Genomic DNA, 18,034 nt, shown 5'->3' with positions numbered 1-18,034 from the left:
CCATGGGCACGCCTTCCGCGACGAACAGTAAAAACGATCCGAATGGGCCGGTTGCGCGACTAGTGGATGTGCGGTTGACCTTTGGCAGCACCGCAGCGCTGGCTGATATATCGGTGGAGATTCCCGCCGGCCGGATGATCGGGCTGATCGGGCCGGATGGTGTCGGCAAATCCAGTCTGCTTTCGCTCATCTCCGGCGCACGTGCCATACAAAAGGGAAAAGTGGAGGTTCTGGGCGGCGATATGTCCGATCCGCGCCACCGCGAGGATACTTGCCCGCGCATTGCCTATATGCCGCAGGGCCTCGGCAAGAACCTCTATCCGACCCTGTCCGTCTTCGAGAATATTGATTTCTTCGGCAGGCTGTTCGGGCAGGGCAGCAGGGAGCGGCAGGCGCGTATTGCCGAATTGCTCAAGAGCACCGGTCTGGAGCCTTTCACTGACCGCCCGGCCATGAAGCTTTCCGGCGGCATGAAGCAGAAACTTGGTCTCTGCTGCGCGCTGATCCATGATCCGGACCTGCTCATTCTGGATGAGCCGACAACCGGTGTCGATCCCCTGTCGCGCCGGCAATTCTGGGAATTGATCGATACGATCCGTGCCGGGCGTCCGGGTATGAGTGTGATCGTCGCGACGGCCTATATGGAAGAGGCCGCCGGTTTCGACTGGCTGGTGGCCATGGATGGCGGTAAAATCCTCGCTACCGGCTCCCCCGGCGAACTTCTCGAACGCACCTCGACCGCCAATCTCGATGCCGCGTTCATTGCGCTTCTTCCGGAAGAAAAGCGCAAGGATTATCACGAGGTGCATATTGCGCCACGCAAGGTGGCGGATGATGGTGACTATGCCATTGAGGCGTCGCATCTCAGCATGCGCTTCGGCAATTTCACCGCCGTCGACAATGTCAGTTTCAAAATTCCGCGCGGCGAGATTTTCGGCTTCCTCGGCTCGAATGGCTGCGGAAAATCCACCACCATGAAGATGCTGACCGGGCTGCTGGCCGCCAGCGAAGGCGAAGCGAAGCTGTTCGGGCACAAGGTGGATGCCAGCGACATGGCGATCCGCCACCGCGTCGGTTACATGAGCCAGGCGTTCTCGCTCTATTCCGAGCTGACGGTGCGCCAGAACCTCGATCTGCACGCACGGCTGTTCAAGCTGCCGGAAGAAACCATTCAACCGCGTATTGCCGAGATGGCCGAGCGTTTCGATCTGGGTGCGGTCATGGAAACCATGCCTGACGACCTGCCGCTTGGCATCCGCCAAAGGCTGTCGCTGGCCGTGGCGATGATCCATTCGCCTGATATTCTCATCCTCGATGAGCCGACTTCGGGTGTCGACCCGGTGGCGCGGGACGGCTTCTGGCAAATCCTCGCCGATCTGTCGCGTAACGACAATGTCACCATCTTCATCTCCACCCATTTCATGAATGAAGCGGAGCGCTGCGACCGTATTTCGCTGATGCATGCCGGCAAGGTGCTGATCAGCGATACGCCCGACGCGATTACCAAAAGCCGCGATGCCGCGACGCTGGAAGAGGCTTTTGTCGCCTATCTCGAGGATGCCTCCGGTGTCAAAAAGGCGGAACCCGCGACAGCGCCTGCCGCGGTAGCAGACGTGCCCGTGACGCAACACGCAACACCTGCCCGCAAACGTTTTTTCGATGTCCGGCGCATGTTCAGCTATACCCGCCGAGAGGCGCTGGAACTGCAACGAGATCCCATTCGCGGCACGTTGGCGGTTCTCGGCAGCGTCATCCTGATGTTCGTGATCGGATACGGTATCAATCTCGATGTCGAGGATCTGTCCTTCGCGGTGTTGGACCGTGACGATTCCACCATCAGCCGCGATTATGTGCTCGACATAGCCGGTTCGCGTTATTTCATCGAGAAAGAACCGATCCGCGATTATGCCGATATGGACAGGCGGATGCGCGACGGCGAACTCAGCCTTGCCATTGAAATCCCACCCGGTTTCGGCCGCGATATCTTACGCGGCAAGACGGTGGAGGTTGGCGCATGGATCGATGGCGCCATGCCGCAGCGGGCGGAGACCGTGCGCGGTTACGTGCAGGGCATGCATCAGACATGGCTGGCGCGCAAGGCGAGCGAAATCTACGGCAGCGCGGCGACGCAAAGCAGTTTCAGCATCGAAACGCGCTATCGTTACAATCCCGATGTCAAAAGCCTCGTCGCCATGGTGCCGGCGGTCATTCCGCTGCTGCTGATGCTCATACCGGCCATGCTCTCGGCACTCAGCGTCGTCCGGGAAAAGGAGCTCGGCTCCATCGTCAATCTTTACGTGACGCCGACCACGCGGCTGGAATTCCTGATCGGCAAGCAGCTTCCATATGTTGCGCTTGGCATGCTCAACTTCCTGCTTTTGACGGCATTTGCGATCTTCATCTTCCAGGTGCCGTTTACCGGCAGTTATCTTGCTTACGCAACGGGTGCTTTGCTGTTTGTCATCATCGCCACGTCCATCGGTCTCGTCATGTCTTCCTTCATGAAGAGCCAGATCGCGGCGATCTTCGGCACGGCCTTGCTGACGCTTATTCCAGCCACGCAATATTCGGGCATGATCGATCCGGTTTCGTCGCTGCAGGGGGCGGGGGCCTTTATCGGCAACATCTATCCCGCCACCTATTTCATGACCATTTCGCGCGGCACTTTCTCAAAGGGGCTGGATTTCGCCGGGCTTTCCGGCTCGTTCCTGCCGCTCATCATCGCCATCCCGCTGCTTCTCATCGCCGGTGCCGCGCTTTTGAGGAAACAGGCGTCATGAGGTTGTTTTCGTCCAACATCTTCCAGCTCGGCATCAAGGAACTGCGCGGTCTGGCGCGTGACGGCATGCTGTTGCTGCTCATCGCCTATGCCTTCACGCTGCAGATATACACCGGCTCCAGCGCATTGCCGGAAACGCTCAACAATGCCGCCATCGCCATTGTCGATGAGGATCAGTCGCCGCTTTCCGGCCGCATCAGCACGGCGTTTTATCCGCCCTATTTCGCACCGCCGAAGCAGATTTCGATTGCGGAAATGGACAAGCGCATGGATGCCGGGCTCGATACCTTCGCGCTCAATATTCCGCCGGATTTCCAGCGCCGGCTGATGGCAGGCCAGCAACCCGCGATCCAGCTCAATATCGACGCCACCCGCATGAGCCAGGCTTTCAGCGGCGGCGGTTATGTGCAGACCATCGTGACGAGCGAAGTTCAGGAATATATGAACCGCTATCGCGGTGTGACTTCGGTGCCGGTGGATTTGACACTGCGCTCTCGCTTCAACCCGGAACTGGACAAATCCTGGTTCGGTTCGATCAACAACATCATCACCGCCATCACCATGCTGTCGATCGTGCTGACGGGGGCTGCGCTCATTCGCGAGCGTGAGCATGGTACGGTGGAGCATCTGCTGGTCATGCCGGTCACGCCGTTGGAAATCATGCTCAGCAAGGTCTGGTCCATGGGCCTTGTCGTGCTGGTGGCCTCGGCATTTTCCCTCTTTGTCGTTGTCAGGGGTCTGCTTGCCATTCCCATCGAAGGCTCGCTCTTGCTCTTTCTGCTTGGAACCGCCCTGCAGCTCTTCGCTATGACGTCGATGGGCATATTCCTCGCAACGGTTGCCGGGTCCATGCCGCAATTCGGCATGTTGCTGATCCTGTTCCTGCTGCCGTTGCAGGTGCTTTCCGGCGCCATGACGCCGCGCGAAAGCATGCCAGATATCATCCAGTATCTCATGCTTCTCGCGCCCAACACCCATTTCGTTATCCTGGCGCAATCGGTGCTTTTCAGGGGCGCGGGGCTGGATGTGGTGTGGCCGCAATTGCTGGCGCTGCTCGCCATCGGCTGCGCGCTCTTCGTCTTTGCGCTTCGCCGCTTCCGGCGTTTTCTGCGCTGAGGTGAGGGAAACCCGCCGTTTTTCGACCGTTTCCGGACAAGTTGAATTAATTGTGTTCGGTAACGGTATGTTCGCCTTGCGGGAATATGCCTATGAGGACGGCTGGGTAAAAGCGGGCTTTGTTCAGGAGTAGCATAATGAATATTGCAGCACGTCTGTCTTTGACGGCCATGATCGCACTGGCCGCGACTTCATCTTTCGCGTCTGAAGATATGACCTCGGAGACGAACGAGGCGATATTCGGTTTCGCTGGCGCCATGACGAAAGAAGACATGCTGAAAAGTGCGGCGCTCATTCCCGTGGAATATGAAAGAAACGCCACTATCGGGGGCGGCTACCAGTTTTATCCCTACCGCATCGGCAATGTAAAAATAGGCGGCGAGATCGGCATAGCCGCCAGATTTGGCAAAGGCTTCACCGGTGAGGTCTGGGCAGGTCCGGTCGCTCGTTATGAGCAGATCAGGCTTGGCGAGCGGCTGTTCATCACGCCGAGCTTTACCGCCGGCCTCAGCCTTGTCACGGATGCGCAGCCGGGCCGCGAGCGCGAGCAGGAAATCAAGGACGATGGTAATGCCAATGTCCTGTTTTATCTGGGGCCGGAAATCAACGTCTCCTTCAGCGAGGATTCCTCGACGGAATTCTTCTGGCGTCTTCACCACCGTTCCGGCGGTGGCAAAACTTTGGGCAATATGAAAGGCGCCACAAACGCCAATGTATTCGGTGTTCGCTACAAGTTTTGAGACGACAGCGAAGGCGCACGCCTCCCCGAACCGGCTGAATTTCAGTCACGTTTCCATTTTCCTGCAAACCGTCAACGGGAACCCTTGCGTGCAGCGCATGGGTGGATTGCCTTATTCTGCCTGTTCATTGGGCATGGAAAAGCGCATATAGAGGGCATCAAACGACGCCGGAACGAAAACGTTGCTGACGTCACCTAAACCTTAAGAAAGGGTCATGTCATGAACGTAGCACGCAGCTTTAACAATTGGCGCAAATATCGTCAGACCATCAACGAACTGGGCCGCATGAGCACCCGTGAACTGCACGATCTCGGTCTCGACCGCAGCCAGATCACCAGCGTTGCCCGCGCCGCCATCGGCAAATAATCAAGACGATATTGTCGTGTCTTAATGCCCAAACGCCCGCTTCGCGGGCGTTTTTGTTTTGGCGGCTCATTCAATTTCGTCGCCGCCTTTTGGCGCCTGCAACGAGGTTTTTCCCGACTGCGTGAAATACTCAGTCTGCGGTTCCTTTTGTGCAGATGATGCGGCAAGACGTGAAGCTGTGGCATCGATATCCCACGGCGTGAAATTCGCCATGCATCAAACGCATATCTGTACTGCAAGCTTATGCCTGTGAAATGCGCAGAAAAATGCTATCTTCAAATCATCGAAACGGATGTACCTCCTCCCACATCCTTTTGGTAATGCGGGCGATCCACTCCTCCTCCCAAGGATTGCCCCGGGACAGCGGTTTCCTCCTCCCATATCGCTGTTCATCTTTTCAGAAGCCTGCCGCACCTCCTCCCGCGGCAGGCTTTTCTGTTTTCAGCTTTTTTTCCAGAAATTGCCTCAGTCGAAAGCCATCATGCCGATGGGCGTGACCGCGTGCGTGCCGGCCCGTTTGGCAAGCGCGTAGGAGAGGCACTGTTCCACCGCGTCCTGTGGCACGGGTTTGGCAATCACGCCGGCGCCGATGCCGAGATTAACGACCACTTCCGGGTTCGCCGTCATGAAGATCACCACCACGCCATGATCCTGCGAGAGCCTCCTGCCGATCTCGGGGCCGGTCTGGCCATCGGCAAGGTTGACGTCGACGAAGGCGATATCGGCGCGGCTGCCGAGCGCCACGGCCTCATCCAGCCGGTTGGCGATGCCGATGACACTGGCTTCTTCTTCCGCCTGCAGAATGGAATCCTCGATATCCATGGCGATGAGGAATTCGTCTTCCACGATCAGCACGCGCGGCTGTTCCAATTGGAAACCCGTTTCGCTTTGCAAGACGTCTGCCATCATATCTCTGCCTCCATTCTGTGCGCTTAAGCGCTGTCGGCAAGCAAACACCTGTCGGGGCAACTCGTTCCAAAGTGAGATAAAGATGGTGAATGGAGTGTAAACGGCATGGCTTTTCGGCTATCACCGGTGAAGAGCGAAGCAGTTGATTCGGTTCGGTTTTCATCCGGGGACAGGGTGGGGGAACGTCGCCGACGCGCATCTTTCGCCCCTGGAGTAAGGGTCCTTTTGCCGCAATCGGCCGAGGGCCTATATGCAAATTCAAAGCGTTACAGCTTCCTTCACACGCCAGAAGAGAAGGCTGGAACCTTGCCGATCATTCGCGTGCCGCGGTCAAAATGGCGCTCGACCCTATGAGTTCAGAAAGAGAATAAGACGATGACCCAGTCTCCGCGCGCTCCCATCGCCCGCAATACCCCCAATATCGCTGTCGTCGGCGTTGGCGGCGGTGGCGGAAATGCGATCAACAACATGATTGCCGAGGGCATTAGCGGGGTCGATTTCATCGCAGCCAATACGGACGCGCAGGCGCTGAAGAAAACCAATGCGCCGCGGATGGTGCAGCTCAGTTCCGAACTGACCGGCGGACTTGGTGCAGGGGCAGATCCGGAAGTCGGCCGGCAGGCGGCGATCGATTCACTCGATGAGATCATGGATCACCTGAGCGGTTACGACATGTGTTTCATCACCGCCGGCATGGGCGGCGGTACCGGCACCGGTGCTGCCCCGGTGATTGCGGAAGCCTGCCGGGCAAAGAACATCCTCACCGTTGGCGTCGTTACCCTGCCGTTCAGCTTCGAGGGCGCGCGCCGCATGCGGGCTGCCGAATACGGCTTTGCCAATCTGCTCAACACGGCCGATACCGTCATCGTCATTCCCAACCAGAACCTGTTGCGCATCGCTGATGCCGGCACCACCTTCGAGAATGCGCTGAAGACGGCCGACAAGGTCCTGTCGCTCGGCGTGCGCTGCATCACCGATCTCATTCTGCGCGAGGGTCTGGTCAATCTCGATTTCGCCGATGTGCGCTACGTCATGAAAAATGGCGGCCGGGCGCTGATGGGCACGGCACAGGCTAAGGGTGAAAAGCGCGCCTCGGAAGCGGCCGCCGCCGCCATCGCCAACCCGCTGCTCGGCGAACCGTCGCTGAAAGAAGCGCGCGGAGCGCTGGTGGCCATCTCCGGCGGCAATGATCTGACGCTTTACGAGATCGATGAGGCGATGACGCTGGTGCGCGAGGCGGTCAGCGAGGAGACCGATGTGGTGATGGGCGCTTCCTTCGATCCCACACTGGACGGTGCTTTCAAGATCTCCGTCGTGGCCACCGGCCTGCGCAACTGAGGTTTCGCTTGAGGCGCGGCGCTGCCGCGTATTTCTTCTCCCCGGCGGGGAGAAGAAACAAGCGGCGCGCTCCTCGCTTCCCAGATAAATCGCCCGTCTTTAGCGGTGACACCTTATAAACAGCGTCACGCCACAAATTGAACGATCAAAGCCGTCGCGGGTAATTTTCGTGACGGCTTTTTGTTGTTTTTGAACAATTATTCCGCCATTCGGGGAGGCGGGGTTGCAACGCGTCGTTGATAACCAAAAAAGATAATAGTACTCTTTATGTCGACAAGAAGGATTTGGCTATGACGGATATAATTGCATCTGCCGAGCGCAAGCGCGGCTCCGGCGTAAAGATGGTCTATGATCTGCTGCGCGACGAGATTCTCGATCTGGTCCTGCCGCCGGGAAGCCCCATCGATGAGGTGCAGCTTGCCGAACGATTCAAGATGTCGCGCACACCCATTCGTGAGGCGCTGGTGCGACTTTCGGGCGAGGGGCTGATCGATACGTTGCCGAACCGCTCGACCATGGTGTCGAATATCGATTTTCTCAACATGCACACCTATTTCGATGCGCTGGTGCTGATGTACCGGGTCACCACCCAGCTTGCGGCGCAATATCATCGCCCGGAGGATCTGGCGGGAATCCGCGCCCACAATGCGGAATTCGCCATTGCGGTGGAAGAGCAGAATGCGCTGGCAATGATTTCCACCAATGCAGCCCTTCACCTTTCCATCGCCGAGGCAGGCAGAAACCCCTATTTCACCAGTCTGTTCAAGCGCCTGCTGGATGAAGGGCGGCGCATTCTGCGGCTTTACTACCAGTCCTATGAGGACCGTCTGCCGAAGCGTTTCGTCCATGACCATGACGCAATGATTGCTGCCATCGCCGCGCGGGATATCGCCCTTTCGGAAAAACTGGCGCGTGAACATGCCGAACAGATCGTGCAGCAGGTGCAGAAATTGCTGGTGCGCAATGAGCGGCTGGAAATAAATCTGTAGCTTGTCGATTTCTTGTCGACAAATAAAATACAAGATAGTAATGTCCTTGTTGAAAGGGTGGCGCATAGCTGCGTCCATTCCTGAGAACCATGTGCCTTAGGAGCTAACAATGACGGCCAGCATTTTTTCCGGCGTGATTCCCGCCTTGATGACCCCCTGCAAGGAAGATCGCACCCCCGATTTTGATGCGCTTGTGCGCAAGGGCAAGGAACTGATCGCCGATGGCATGTCGGCCGTCGTCTATTGCGGTTCCATGGGCGACTGGCCGCTCCTCACCGATGAGCAGCGCATGGAAGGCGTGGAGCGTCTGGTCAAGGCCGGCATTCCTGTTATCGTCGGCACCGGTGCGGTCAACACGGCGTCCGCCGTGGCGCATGCCGCGCACGCCCAGAAGGTTGGCGCCAAGGGCCTGATGGTCATCCCTCGCGTCCTGTCTCGCGGTTCGGTCATCGCGGCCCAGAAGGCGCACTTCAAGGCCATTCTCTCGGCCGCTCCTGAAATTCCGGCTGTCATCTACAACAGCCCCTATTACGGTTTCGCCACCCGCGCCGATCTCTTCTTCGCGCTGCGTGCCGAGCACAAGAACCTCGTCGGTTTCAAGGAATTCGGCGGTCCGGCTGATATGCGTTATGCGGCTGAAAACATCACCAGCCGTGATGACGACGTGACCCTGATGATCGGCGTCGATACCGCCGTTTTCCACGGCTTCGTCAACTGCGGCGCAACCGGTGCCATCACCGGCATCGGCAATGTTTTGCCGAAGGAAGTCATTCACATGTGCAAGCTGTCGCAGGCCGCCGCCAAGGGCGATGCGGATGCCCGCGTCCGCGCGCTGGAACTGGAGCAGGCGCTTGCCGTGCTGTCCTCCTTCGACGAAGGCCCGGATCTGGTTCTCTATTTCAAGCACATGATGGTGCTGAAGGGCGACAAGGAATACACGCTGCACTTCAACGAGACCGATGCCCTGACGGACAGCCAGCGCGGTTATGTCGAGGCTCAGTTCAAGCTGTTCAACAGCTGGTATGCCGACTGGAGCAGGCTTCCGGGCGCGGTGCAGACCTGCAAGGCTGCGTGATTAACTGCAGTGATAAAATAAAAAAGGCCCGCATTTGCGGGCCTTTTTTTATTTCCATATCCAAACGCGGTCAGGAGACCGCGTCCAGCCCTTGTTCCAGCAGCCGGTCGAGCCCGGCCATTTCAGCGGCGGAAAGTGCAATGCCTTCGCTCTCGGATTTGGCACGCGCCGCAAAGCGGCGGCCGGAGGGCAGGCGGGCGCCCTGGCCGATGATGGCGTCAAACAGGATTTCGGCCCGTTGGAAAGGATCGCCGGGGCGGCCCTTGGCGAAGGCTTCCGGAGAAAACGCGACGATCAATTCACCATGGGTCGGCGCAAGTGTTGTCGTGCCGAGAAATTCCAGCGCTTCGGGGCTGGTCAGGTCGCCGATCATGATGCCGGCGAGCAGTTCGATCATGGTGCCGATCGCCGATCCCTTGTGGCCGCCGAAAGGCAGCATGGAACCGGCAAGGGCGGCTTCCGGGTCGGTCGTCGGCTTGCCTTCGGAGTCCAGCGCCCATCCTTCGGGCAGGGATTTGCCTGCGCGCCGGTGCAGTTCGATTTCGCCGCGCGCCGCAACCGACGTGGCGAAATCGAAGACATAAGGTGAAGTATCCTTGCGCGGCCAGCCGAAAGCGAAAGGATTGGTGCCAAGCAGCGGCTTGCTGCCGCCCGTGGGGGCAACGGTGGAGTAGCTCGGGCACATCACCAGTCCAGCGAGACCATTCGATGTCAGCCCCTCGACCTCCGGCCAGAGCGCCGAGAAATGCGTGCAGTCATTGATGACGAGCGCGGCGATGCCCGAACGTTTCGCCCGCTCCACCAGAACCGGCAGGCCCAGTTCGAAGGCGGGATTGGCAAAGCCGCCATTGGCGTTGACTTTGACGATCGCCGTGCCGTCGTCCTCAGCCACATCAGGGATCGCGTCCGGCTTCACCTTGCCGGCCTTGACGGTGCGCAGCGCGCCTTCGATGCGGTAGATACCGTGCGATTTGCAGGCGTCGCGTTCACCGGCGGTGATGACGCGGGCAAGCGCTCCCGACTGCACCTCATTCAGCCCCGCCTTGCGGAAAATTTCTTCAACCCGCTTTGAAAGCGCATCAATGGTCAGGGTGGTGGCGTCGCTCATCATGATCCTCCGATATCGGCTCGCACATCTTGAATACATAAAGTATGCAAAGGCGGTTCTATTGCAACTCGTCTTTTCGGTGAAGCGCTAGAAAGCGTAAATCCGCTTTCAAGATACATAGTTTTCCCTTTTCGTGACGGTCTCCTCTTCCTCCACATTCCCGAGTGGGCTGAAGCCGCTGCGCCGGCTCAAGTCCTTGGGCTGAAAAGAGTCTTTCCGCCGTAACCCGGCACCGCCGCCGTGCGGCAAATCCCGATTGTTCGCAACTGCAAAATTCTTTTTGTATACTAGTTGTATTTTTATGTTGATTTATCGGCCCCATAGGGAAATAGTGACCGCGCCTTCAACGGGCAGACCAATTGTGGGAGCAAATCAACAATGAAAAAATCGGTCATCATCGCCGGCCTCCTGGCCGCCACTTCCGTTATTACGCCGGCCAAGGCCGACAAGCTCGACGACATCATTTCCTCCGGCACGCTGCGTTGCGCTGTCGTGCTCGATTTCCCGCCGATGGGTGCGCGTGACGACGCAAACAACCCTGTTGGGTTCGACGTCGATTATTGCAACGATCTCGCCAAGGCGCTCGGCGTCACGGCTGAAATCGTTGAGACGCCGTTCCCCGAGCGTATTCCGGCACTGATGTCGGGCCGCGTCGATGTCGGCGTTGCTTCTACTTCCGACACGCTCGAGCGCGCCAAGACGGTCGGGATGACCGTGCCTTACTTCGCTTTCGAAATGGCTGTTACCGCCAACGACAAGTCGGGCATCAAGTCCTTCGAGGACATGAAGGGCAAGACGGTCGGTGCAACCGCCGGCACATTCGAAGCCATCGCGCTTGAAAAGTCGGTCAAGGAGTGGGGAACCGGCGAGTTCCGTCCTTACCAGACGCAGGCCGATGTTTTCCTCGCGCTCAGCCAGGGCCAGATCGACGCCACGGTTTCCACCTCGACGGTTGCACAGTCCAACGTCAAGGGCGGTAAGTTCAAAGGCATTTCGGTCGTCGGCAAGGCTCCCTATGACATCGATTACGTCGCGCTCTTCACCAACCGCGATGAATATGGTCTCATCAACTACCTGAACCTCTTCATCAACCAGCAGGTTCGCACCGGCCGTTACGCCGAACTCTATGAAAAATGGGTTGGCGGCGAAGTTCCCTCGCTCACCGTCAACGGCGTTTATCGCTGATCAGGACTTTTCGTAAACGGCGCGGTCAAAATGATCGCGCCGTTGACCGTTTCTGAAAAGGCGGGACGCTTAATGTTCAACTATACATTCCAATGGAATCAGGCGCTGAAGGCTTTGCCGCAGCTTCTGGACGGCGCGGTGGTGACGCTGCAGATCGCCCTTCTGTCGATGGCGATCGGCCTAGCCTTCGCCATTCTGCTGACGCTGTTCCGGCTCTCCGGCAATCGAATTCTGGGTGCCATCGCCTCTGTCTGGGTGGAAATCGCCCGCAACACGCCGGCGCTGTTCCAGATTTACATGGCCCATTTCGGTCTCGGCAATTTCGGCATTCATCTCAGCCCCTTCACAGCACTTCTGGCCGGCATCGCCTTCAATAATGCCGGTTATCTGGCGGAAAATTTCCGCGGTGCGCTGAAGGCGATTCCCGATACGCAGACGCGGTCGGGCCGTTCGCTCGGCATGACCTCGATGCAGACCTTCCGTCTCATCATCATGCCGCAGATGCTGCGCGTCGCCTTTCTGCCGGCCACCAACCAGATGGTCTGGGCGATCCTCATGACCTCGCTTGGTGTTACGGTCGGCATGAATACGGATCTCGCCGGTGTCACGCAGGCGCTTAATGCGCGCTCGTTCCGCACCTTCGAATTCTTCGCGTTCGCCGCGGTCATCTATTACGTGATCGCCAAGATCGTCACGCTCGCCGCCAGAATGCTGGCCTGGCGTCTGTTCCGTTACTGAGAGAGGTGCGCCATGTTTGAAACCGCTCTCACCTGGAGTGATCTCGCCTTCCTTGCCAAGGGTGCGGGGATGACGCTTGCCGTCACCGCCGTCGCCGTCACGGCAGGCACCATCATGGGGATCATCTTCGGTGTTATCCGCTTCCAGCTCGGGGCCTACTGGTCCCTGCCGCTGACCTTCGTGCTGGATATTTTTCGCTCCGTACCGCTGCTCATCCAGCTGGTGCTCGGCAACGCTTTCCAGTCGATCGCCAAGCTCGGCTGGCCGCCCTTCACCACATCCTGCGTGGTGCTATCGCTTTATACGGCAGCCTATTGCACCGAGATCGTGCGCGGCGGCATCGATGCCGTGCCGTCCAACACGCGCCGCGCCTGCCGGTCGCTCGGCATGACGTGGTCGCAGGACATGCGCTACATCGTGCTGCCGCTCGCCACCCGCGTGTCGCTGCCCTCGTGGATCGGCCTGACGCTCGGCGTCATGAAGGATTCCGCACTGGTGCTGTGGCTCGGCCTCATTGAGCTTCTGCGCGCCTCGCAGATCCTCGTCACCCGCCTGCAGGAACCGCTGACCATTCTGATGATCTGCGGCGCCATCTACTTCCTTATCAGCTTCCCCATCGCCCGCCTCGGCGGGTATCTCGAAAGACGGTGGTCCCCCAATGATTGAGATCGAAAACGTCCGCAAATCCTTCGGCCCGCTGGAGGTTCTGAAAGGGATCAACCTCACCGTCAACAATGGCGAGGTCGTCACCATCATCGGTGGTTCCGGCTCCGGCAAATCGACGTTGCTGACCTGCATCAACGGCCTCGAGCCGATCGACAGCGGCAAGATCACCATTGACGGCACGGAAGTGCATGCCAAATCGACCGACCTCAACAAGCTGCGCCGCAAGGTCGGCATCGTCTTCCAGCAATGGAACGCCTTTCCGCATCTGACGGTGCTGGAAAACGTCATGCTGGCGCCGCGCAAGGTGCTTGGCATTTCCAAGGAACAGGCAGAGGAAATCGCGGTCAAGCAATTGACCCATGTGGGCCTTGCCGAAAAGCTGAAGGTCTATCCGAACCGCATGTCGGGCGGCCAGCAGCAGCGAATGGCGATTGCGCGTGCGCTCGCCATGTCGCCGGAATATATGCTGTTCGACGAAGTCACCTCCGCACTCGACCCGATGCTGGTGGGCGAAGTGCTCGACACGCTGAAGATGCTGGCGGATGAGGGCATGACGATGATCTGCGTCACCCACGAAATGGCTTTTGCCCGTGATGTCTCGAACCGCGTCGCCTTCTTCCATCAGGGCGTGATGGCGGAAATCGGCACGCCCGACCAGTTGTTCGGCGCGCCGCAGCATGCCGAAACCCAGAAGTTCCTGGCGAGCGTGCGGTAATGCCTGCACATGATGTCATCGTCATAGGGGCCGGCGTCGTCGGCCTCTCGGCGGCAATCGCCGCGCAGGGCCGTGGTCTCTCGGTCACCGTCATCGACCGCGAGGGACCGGCGGCGGGTGCTTCGGCCGGCAATGCCGGCGCTTTCGCCTTCACCGATATTCTGCCGCTCGCATCGCCGGGCATTCTGTGGAAAGCGCCAAAATGGCTGCTCGATCCGCTCGGGCCGCTGAGCGTGCCGCCGGCCTATGCGCTGAAGATCGCGCCGTGGATGTTCCGGTTCTGGCGGGCCTGCGCCGCCTCGAAGGTGGAGCACTCCACCGCCGCCCAGACGGCGCTGATGGATCTTTCCAGAGCCGAGCTGGAGCCGTTCCTCAAAAAGACCGATACGATGACCATGCTGCGCAAGGAGGGCAACCTCCAGGTCTATGAAAGCGAAGCGGAATTCGAAGGTTCGCTGGCCGGCTGGAAAGCGCGCGAGCGCCACGGCATCGAGTTCCGGCATCTCAATGCCGATCAGATGGCCGAGATACAGCCAGGCATCGCGCCGCGTTTTACCTGCGGCACGTTTACGCCGGGGTGGTACTCCATCGCCGATCCCAAGCTTTATACGCTGGCGCTGGCGGACCGTTTCCGCGCCATTGGCGGGCGTATCGAGCGTCTCGATATCGCGTCGCTCCGGTCGCTGGAAGACGGCGTCGAAGTGGTGAGTAACGATGGCCGCACGCGCAAGGCAAGCAAGGTGGTGCTGGCGGCGGGGGCTTTTTCGCACCGCATCGCCCGTTCGCTCGGGGAAAAAATTCCGCTGGAAACGGAACGGGGGTATAATACCACCCTGCCACCAGGCGCTTTCGATCTACGCACGCAGGTGACGTTTGGCGGCCATGGTTTCGTCGTCACCCGGCTTTGCAGCGGCATCCGCGTCGGCGGTGCGGTGGAACTTGGCGGGCTGGAGCTTCCGGCAAATTTCGCCCGTTCCGAGGCGCTTTTGGCCAAGGCGAAGAGTTTCCTGCCTGGCCTGAAAACCGAAGGTGGCAAGCAGTGGATGGGTTTCCGCCCCTCACTGCCGGACAGCCTGCCGGCCATTGGGCAAGCGCGGCACACGGCGCGGGTGGTCTATGCTTTCGGCCACGGGCATCTGGGGCTGACGCAATCGGCGGGTACGGCCCGCATCGTCGCCGATCTTCTGACGGGCCAAAAACCCGCCATCGATACAAGGGCATTTTCGCCGCAACGTTTCTAGAAAATTTTGGCTTTTCTCCGAAACGCAAAAATTCTCTAGCTTTTTTTCACGCATTTTCCGGGCGTAAAACCGCGACGCACTTTTGACGGAAATGCTTCAGGGAGATTTTCGATGTCTTCTTCCGTTTCGCCAATTACCGCTCCCGAGGCGCGCAGCATTCTGGCTGGTGTCGCCGAAGGCAAGGTCATTGCCACGACCGAGGCGCTGAGCTTCTGGGGTGGGGTCGATCCCGCCACCGGCAAGGTGATCGACGTGCATCACCCGCTGCACGGCGTCTGTCTCACCGGCGGCGTGCTGTTCATGCCAACCAGCCGCGGTTCCTGCACCGGTTCCGGTGTGCTGCTTGATCTCATCCTCACCGGCCGTGCGCCGTCTGCGCTGGTCTTCTGTGAGGCGGAAGATGTTCTGACGCTCGGCGCGCTTGTCGCGGCGGAGATGTTCGACAAGGCCCTGCCGGTCGTCCGTCTCGATGCGGATAATTTCGCCCGCTTCTCGCGTGCTGCGCATGTCAGCATCGATCAGAACATCATCAAGGCCGACGGCGTCTCGCTTGCCATCGCTCCGCCGGCGACGGCTCATCTCGACCTTAAGGACGACGATAAGGCGATGCTGGAAGGGCGTGAGGGCGTCGCCGTGCGTCAGGCCATGCGCATCATCGTCGCCATGGCAGCGCAGCAGGGCGCGTCGGCGCTTGTTGATGTCACCCAGGGCCATATTGATGGCTGTATCTATGCCAGCCCCGCCAACCTCACTTTCGCGGAAAAAATGGCAGACATGGGCGGCAAGGTGCGGGTGCCGACGACCATGAACGCCATTTCGGTCGATAAGGCCAACTGGCGGGCGCAGGGCGTGCCGGAAGATTTCGGCGATCCGGCCGCAAGGCTGGCGGATGCCTATGTGCGCATGGGCTGTCGCCCCACCTTCACCTGTTCACCTTACCTGCTGGACAGTGCTCCAGGTGCCGGCGAGTCGATCGGCTGGGCCGAATCAAATGCGGTGATCTTCGCCAATACGGTGCTCGGCGCCCGCACCGCAAAGCACCCGGATTTCCTCGATCTCTGCATTGCGATGACGGGCAGGGCGCCGCTTTCGGGGGTGTATCTTGAAGAAAACCGCCGGCCGCAGCGCATTGTCGATGTGGCGCTGCCGCAGGGCGTGGATGACGCCTTCTGGCCGCTTGTGGGTTATCTCGCCGGCAAGGCCGCACCGGATTGCATTCCGCTGCTGCGTGGTCTCGGGGCCGCAAAGCCGTCGCGGGACGATCTCAAGGCGCTGTGTGCCGCCTTCGGCACCACCTCCGCCGCGCCGATGCTGCATATTGAAGGTGTGACGCCGGAAGCGGGATTTGCACCGCTCGAGAGCGCAGAAACCGTGACCATTTCGCTCGCCGATATGGCCGCCGGCTGGTCGCTTCTGAACGAGGGGCCGGAAGAGGTGCAGCTCGTCGCCATCGGCAGCCCGCACGCCTCGCTGGAGGAATGTCGGGCACTCGCCGCCGTGTTCAACGGCCGCAAGCGCCACCCGGATGTCGCCGTCATTGTCACTGCCGGCCAGCAGGTTATCGATGCGGCCGGGCGGGACGGCACGCTGCAAAGCTTGAAGGACAGCGGCGTGCAGGTGCTGCCGGATCTTTGCTGGTGCTCGATTTCCGAGCCGGTCTTCCCGACGAAGACGCGCGCGCTGATGACCAATTCCGGCAAATACGCCCATTACGGCCCCGGTCTCAGCGGCCGCGCGGTCCGCTTCGGCAGTCTTGCCGATTGCGTCGAAAGCGCGCTGACCGGCCATGCCGTATCCCGCCTTCCTGTCTGGCTTTCCTGAGGAGAACTGAATGCGCAGTATCAAGACAGTTCATGTGATTTCCGCCCATGCGGAAGGTGAAGTGGGGGATGTGATCGTCGGTGGGGTGAAACCGCCGCCGGGCGAGACGATCTGGGAACAGAGCCGTTTCATCGCCCGTGATGAGACGCTGCGCAACTTCGTGCTCAACGAACCGCGCGGCGGTGTGTTCCGCCACGTCAATCTGCTGGTGCCGCCGAAACATCCTGACGCGGATGCCGCCTTCATCATCATGGAGCCGGAAGATACGCCGCCCATGTCCGGTTCCAATTCCATCTGTGTTTCCACTGTGCTTCTGGATGGCGGCATCGTGCCGATGCAGGAGCCGGAAACCCATATGCTTCTGGAAGCTCCCGGCGGACTGGTGAAGGTTCGCGCCGAATGCCGCAACGGCAAGGCCGAGCGCATTTTCGTGCAGAACCTGCCGAGCTTTGCCGCAAAGCTTGACGTCGAACTCGAGGTCGAAGGTCTCGGCACGCTGAAGGTAGATACCGCTTATGGCGGCGACAGCTTCGTCATCGTCGATGCCGAAGCGATGGGGTTCAGCCTGAAGCCGGAAGAGGCGCATGAGATTGCCCGCCTCGGCGTGCGCATCACCAATGCCGCCAACAAGGCTCTGGGCTTCGAGCATCCCGAAAACCCGGACTGGCGGCACTTTTCCTTTTGCCTGTTTGCCGGCAAGGTGGAGCGCACGGCCGAAGGTCTCAGGGCAGGGGCAGCCGTCGCCATCCAGCCGGGCAAAGTGGACCGCTCGCCGACCGGCACGGCACTTTCGGCCCGCATGGCGGTGCTGCATGCGCGCGGCGAAATGAAGGAAGGTGAAACGCTGACGGCGGTGTCGCTGATCGGCTCGACCTTCACCGGCCGCATCCTCGGAACGACAACAGTCGGCGACCGCCCGGCCATCCTGCCGGAAATCTCCGGCCGCGGCTGGATCACCGGCATCCACCAGCATATGCTCGATCCGTCCGATCCGTGGCCGGAGGGGTATCGGCTGACGGATACCTGGGGCGCGAGGTAAATAAGGACGTTACAGTTCACTCAGGTGGCATTTTGAGATATGCTGCGGCGGTGCGGCATTTTTCTTCTCCCCGCCGGGGAGAAGTTGGCCCGAAGGGTCGGATGAGGGGGCAACGCCAGCGATTGACCGCACGCTTGCCCCCTTGTAACTTGCCTTCGCCGCGCTGTGCTATTGTTCCAGCTGCGGTGGCGGATGGAAGACCGGGACCC

At 59.7% G+C, this 18,034-nt stretch carries 17 protein-coding genes; 14 read left to right on the top strand and 3 right to left on the bottom strand.

Annotation, left to right across the window (positions count from 1 at the left end):
* Positions 1–2 precede the first annotated feature (2 nt).
* The 4 genes from rbbA (at position 3) to JZX89_RS24685 (ending at position 5,001) form a co-directional block, all read left to right on the top strand.
* Positions 3–2,780 carry a ribosome-associated ATPase/putative transporter RbbA gene (gene rbbA / locus JZX89_RS24700; protein WP_207135632.1) on the top strand — a complete coding sequence of 926 codons (2,778 nt, stop codon included), beginning with the start codon at positions 3–5 and terminating at the stop codon, positions 2,778–2,780.
* Complete coding sequence (locus tag JZX89_RS24695) at positions 2,777–3,895, top strand: ABC transporter permease (RefSeq protein ID WP_174375053.1); 1,119 nt, start codon at positions 2,777–2,779, stop codon at positions 3,893–3,895. Before rbbA ends, JZX89_RS24695 begins: the two co-directional genes overlap by 4 nt.
* A 137-nt stretch (positions 3,896–4,032) precedes the next feature.
* Positions 4,033–4,635, top strand: a complete 603-nt coding sequence (locus JZX89_RS24690; protein WP_207135631.1) for a hypothetical protein — start codon at positions 4,033–4,035, stop codon at positions 4,633–4,635.
* A gap of 219 nt (positions 4,636–4,854) precedes the next feature.
* Positions 4,855–5,001 carry a DUF1127 domain-containing protein gene (locus tag JZX89_RS24685; protein ID WP_080843067.1) on the top strand — a complete coding sequence of 49 codons (147 nt, stop codon included), beginning with the start codon at positions 4,855–4,857 and terminating at the stop codon, positions 4,999–5,001.
* A 66-nt stretch (positions 5,002–5,067) separates the two neighbouring features.
* Here the strand turns inward: JZX89_RS24685 and JZX89_RS24680 are convergent, their stop codons facing one another.
* Both JZX89_RS24680 and JZX89_RS24675 read right to left on the bottom strand, forming a co-directional pair.
* The gene (locus JZX89_RS24680) at positions 5,068–5,214 is read right to left on the bottom strand and encodes a hypothetical protein (RefSeq protein ID WP_153516069.1); all 147 of its coding nucleotides are present in this window, start codon (positions 5,212–5,214) and stop codon (positions 5,068–5,070) included.
* Between the two features lie 252 nt (positions 5,215–5,466).
* Positions 5,467–5,910 carry a response regulator gene (locus tag JZX89_RS24675; RefSeq protein ID WP_149900994.1) on the bottom strand — a complete coding sequence of 148 codons (444 nt, stop codon included), beginning with the start codon at positions 5,908–5,910 and terminating at the stop codon, positions 5,467–5,469.
* Positions 5,911–6,285: 375 nt separating this feature from the next.
* Between JZX89_RS24675 and ftsZ the strand changes: the two genes are divergently transcribed.
* The 3 genes from ftsZ (at position 6,286) to JZX89_RS24660 (ending at position 9,312) form a co-directional block, all read left to right on the top strand.
* Positions 6,286–7,248 (top strand): cell division protein FtsZ, encoded by a 963-nt coding sequence (ftsZ, locus tag JZX89_RS24670; RefSeq protein ID WP_149900995.1) that lies wholly within the window; start codon positions 6,286–6,288, stop codon positions 7,246–7,248.
* 290 nt (positions 7,249–7,538) lie between these two features.
* Complete coding sequence (locus JZX89_RS24665; protein WP_080843068.1) at positions 7,539–8,237, top strand: GntR family transcriptional regulator; 699 nt, start codon at positions 7,539–7,541, stop codon at positions 8,235–8,237.
* A gap of 109 nt (positions 8,238–8,346) precedes the next feature.
* The gene (locus tag JZX89_RS24660) at positions 8,347–9,312 is read left to right on the top strand and encodes a dihydrodipicolinate synthase family protein (RefSeq protein ID WP_207135630.1); all 966 of its coding nucleotides are present in this window, start codon (positions 8,347–8,349) and stop codon (positions 9,310–9,312) included.
* Between the two features lie 70 nt (positions 9,313–9,382).
* On the opposite strand, the gene JZX89_RS24655 is transcribed toward JZX89_RS24660, so the two are convergent.
* The gene (locus JZX89_RS24655; RefSeq protein WP_207135629.1) at positions 9,383–10,420 is read right to left on the bottom strand and encodes an Ldh family oxidoreductase; all 1,038 of its coding nucleotides are present in this window, start codon (positions 10,418–10,420) and stop codon (positions 9,383–9,385) included.
* A gap of 378 nt (positions 10,421–10,798) precedes the next feature.
* Between JZX89_RS24655 and JZX89_RS24650 the strand changes: the two genes are divergently transcribed.
* From JZX89_RS24650 to JZX89_RS24620, 7 genes are all read left to right on the top strand, one after another.
* Positions 10,799–11,605 (top strand): ABC transporter substrate-binding protein, encoded by an 807-nt coding sequence (locus JZX89_RS24650; RefSeq protein WP_149900998.1) that lies wholly within the window; start codon positions 10,799–10,801, stop codon positions 11,603–11,605.
* A gap of 72 nt (positions 11,606–11,677) precedes the next feature.
* Complete coding sequence (locus JZX89_RS24645; RefSeq protein WP_207135628.1) at positions 11,678–12,343, top strand: amino acid ABC transporter permease; 666 nt, start codon at positions 11,678–11,680, stop codon at positions 12,341–12,343.
* Positions 12,344–12,355: 12 nt separating this feature from the next.
* On the top strand, positions 12,356–13,009 hold the full coding sequence (locus tag JZX89_RS24640) for an amino acid ABC transporter permease (RefSeq protein ID WP_149901000.1): 654 nt from the start codon (positions 12,356–12,358) through the stop codon (positions 13,007–13,009).
* Positions 13,002–13,724, top strand: a complete 723-nt coding sequence (locus tag JZX89_RS24635) for an amino acid ABC transporter ATP-binding protein (protein WP_149901001.1) — start codon at positions 13,002–13,004, stop codon at positions 13,722–13,724. Before JZX89_RS24640 ends, JZX89_RS24635 begins: the two co-directional genes overlap by 8 nt.
* Positions 13,724–14,965, top strand: coding sequence for an NAD(P)/FAD-dependent oxidoreductase (locus JZX89_RS24630; protein ID WP_207135627.1), 1,242 nt, complete (start codon positions 13,724–13,726; stop codon positions 14,963–14,965). The genes JZX89_RS24635 and JZX89_RS24630 overlap by 1 nt, the downstream gene beginning before the upstream one ends.
* A 111-nt stretch (positions 14,966–15,076) precedes the next feature.
* Positions 15,077–16,786, top strand: coding sequence for a cis-3-hydroxy-L-proline dehydratase (gene lhpI, locus JZX89_RS24625; protein ID WP_207135626.1), 1,710 nt, complete (start codon positions 15,077–15,079; stop codon positions 16,784–16,786).
* 10 nt (positions 16,787–16,796) lie between these two features.
* Positions 16,797–17,825, top strand: a complete 1,029-nt coding sequence (locus JZX89_RS24620) for a trans-3-hydroxy-L-proline dehydratase (protein ID WP_207135625.1) — start codon at positions 16,797–16,799, stop codon at positions 17,823–17,825.
* Positions 17,826–18,034 lie beyond the last annotated feature (209 nt).

It is taken from the genome of Agrobacterium burrii (genome assembly GCF_017313405.1).
GTDB lineage: Bacteria > Pseudomonadota > Alphaproteobacteria > Rhizobiales > Rhizobiaceae > Agrobacterium > Agrobacterium burrii.
Note: the sequence above shows the minus strand (reverse complement) of the source record. Positions and strands in the feature narration are given on the sequence as shown.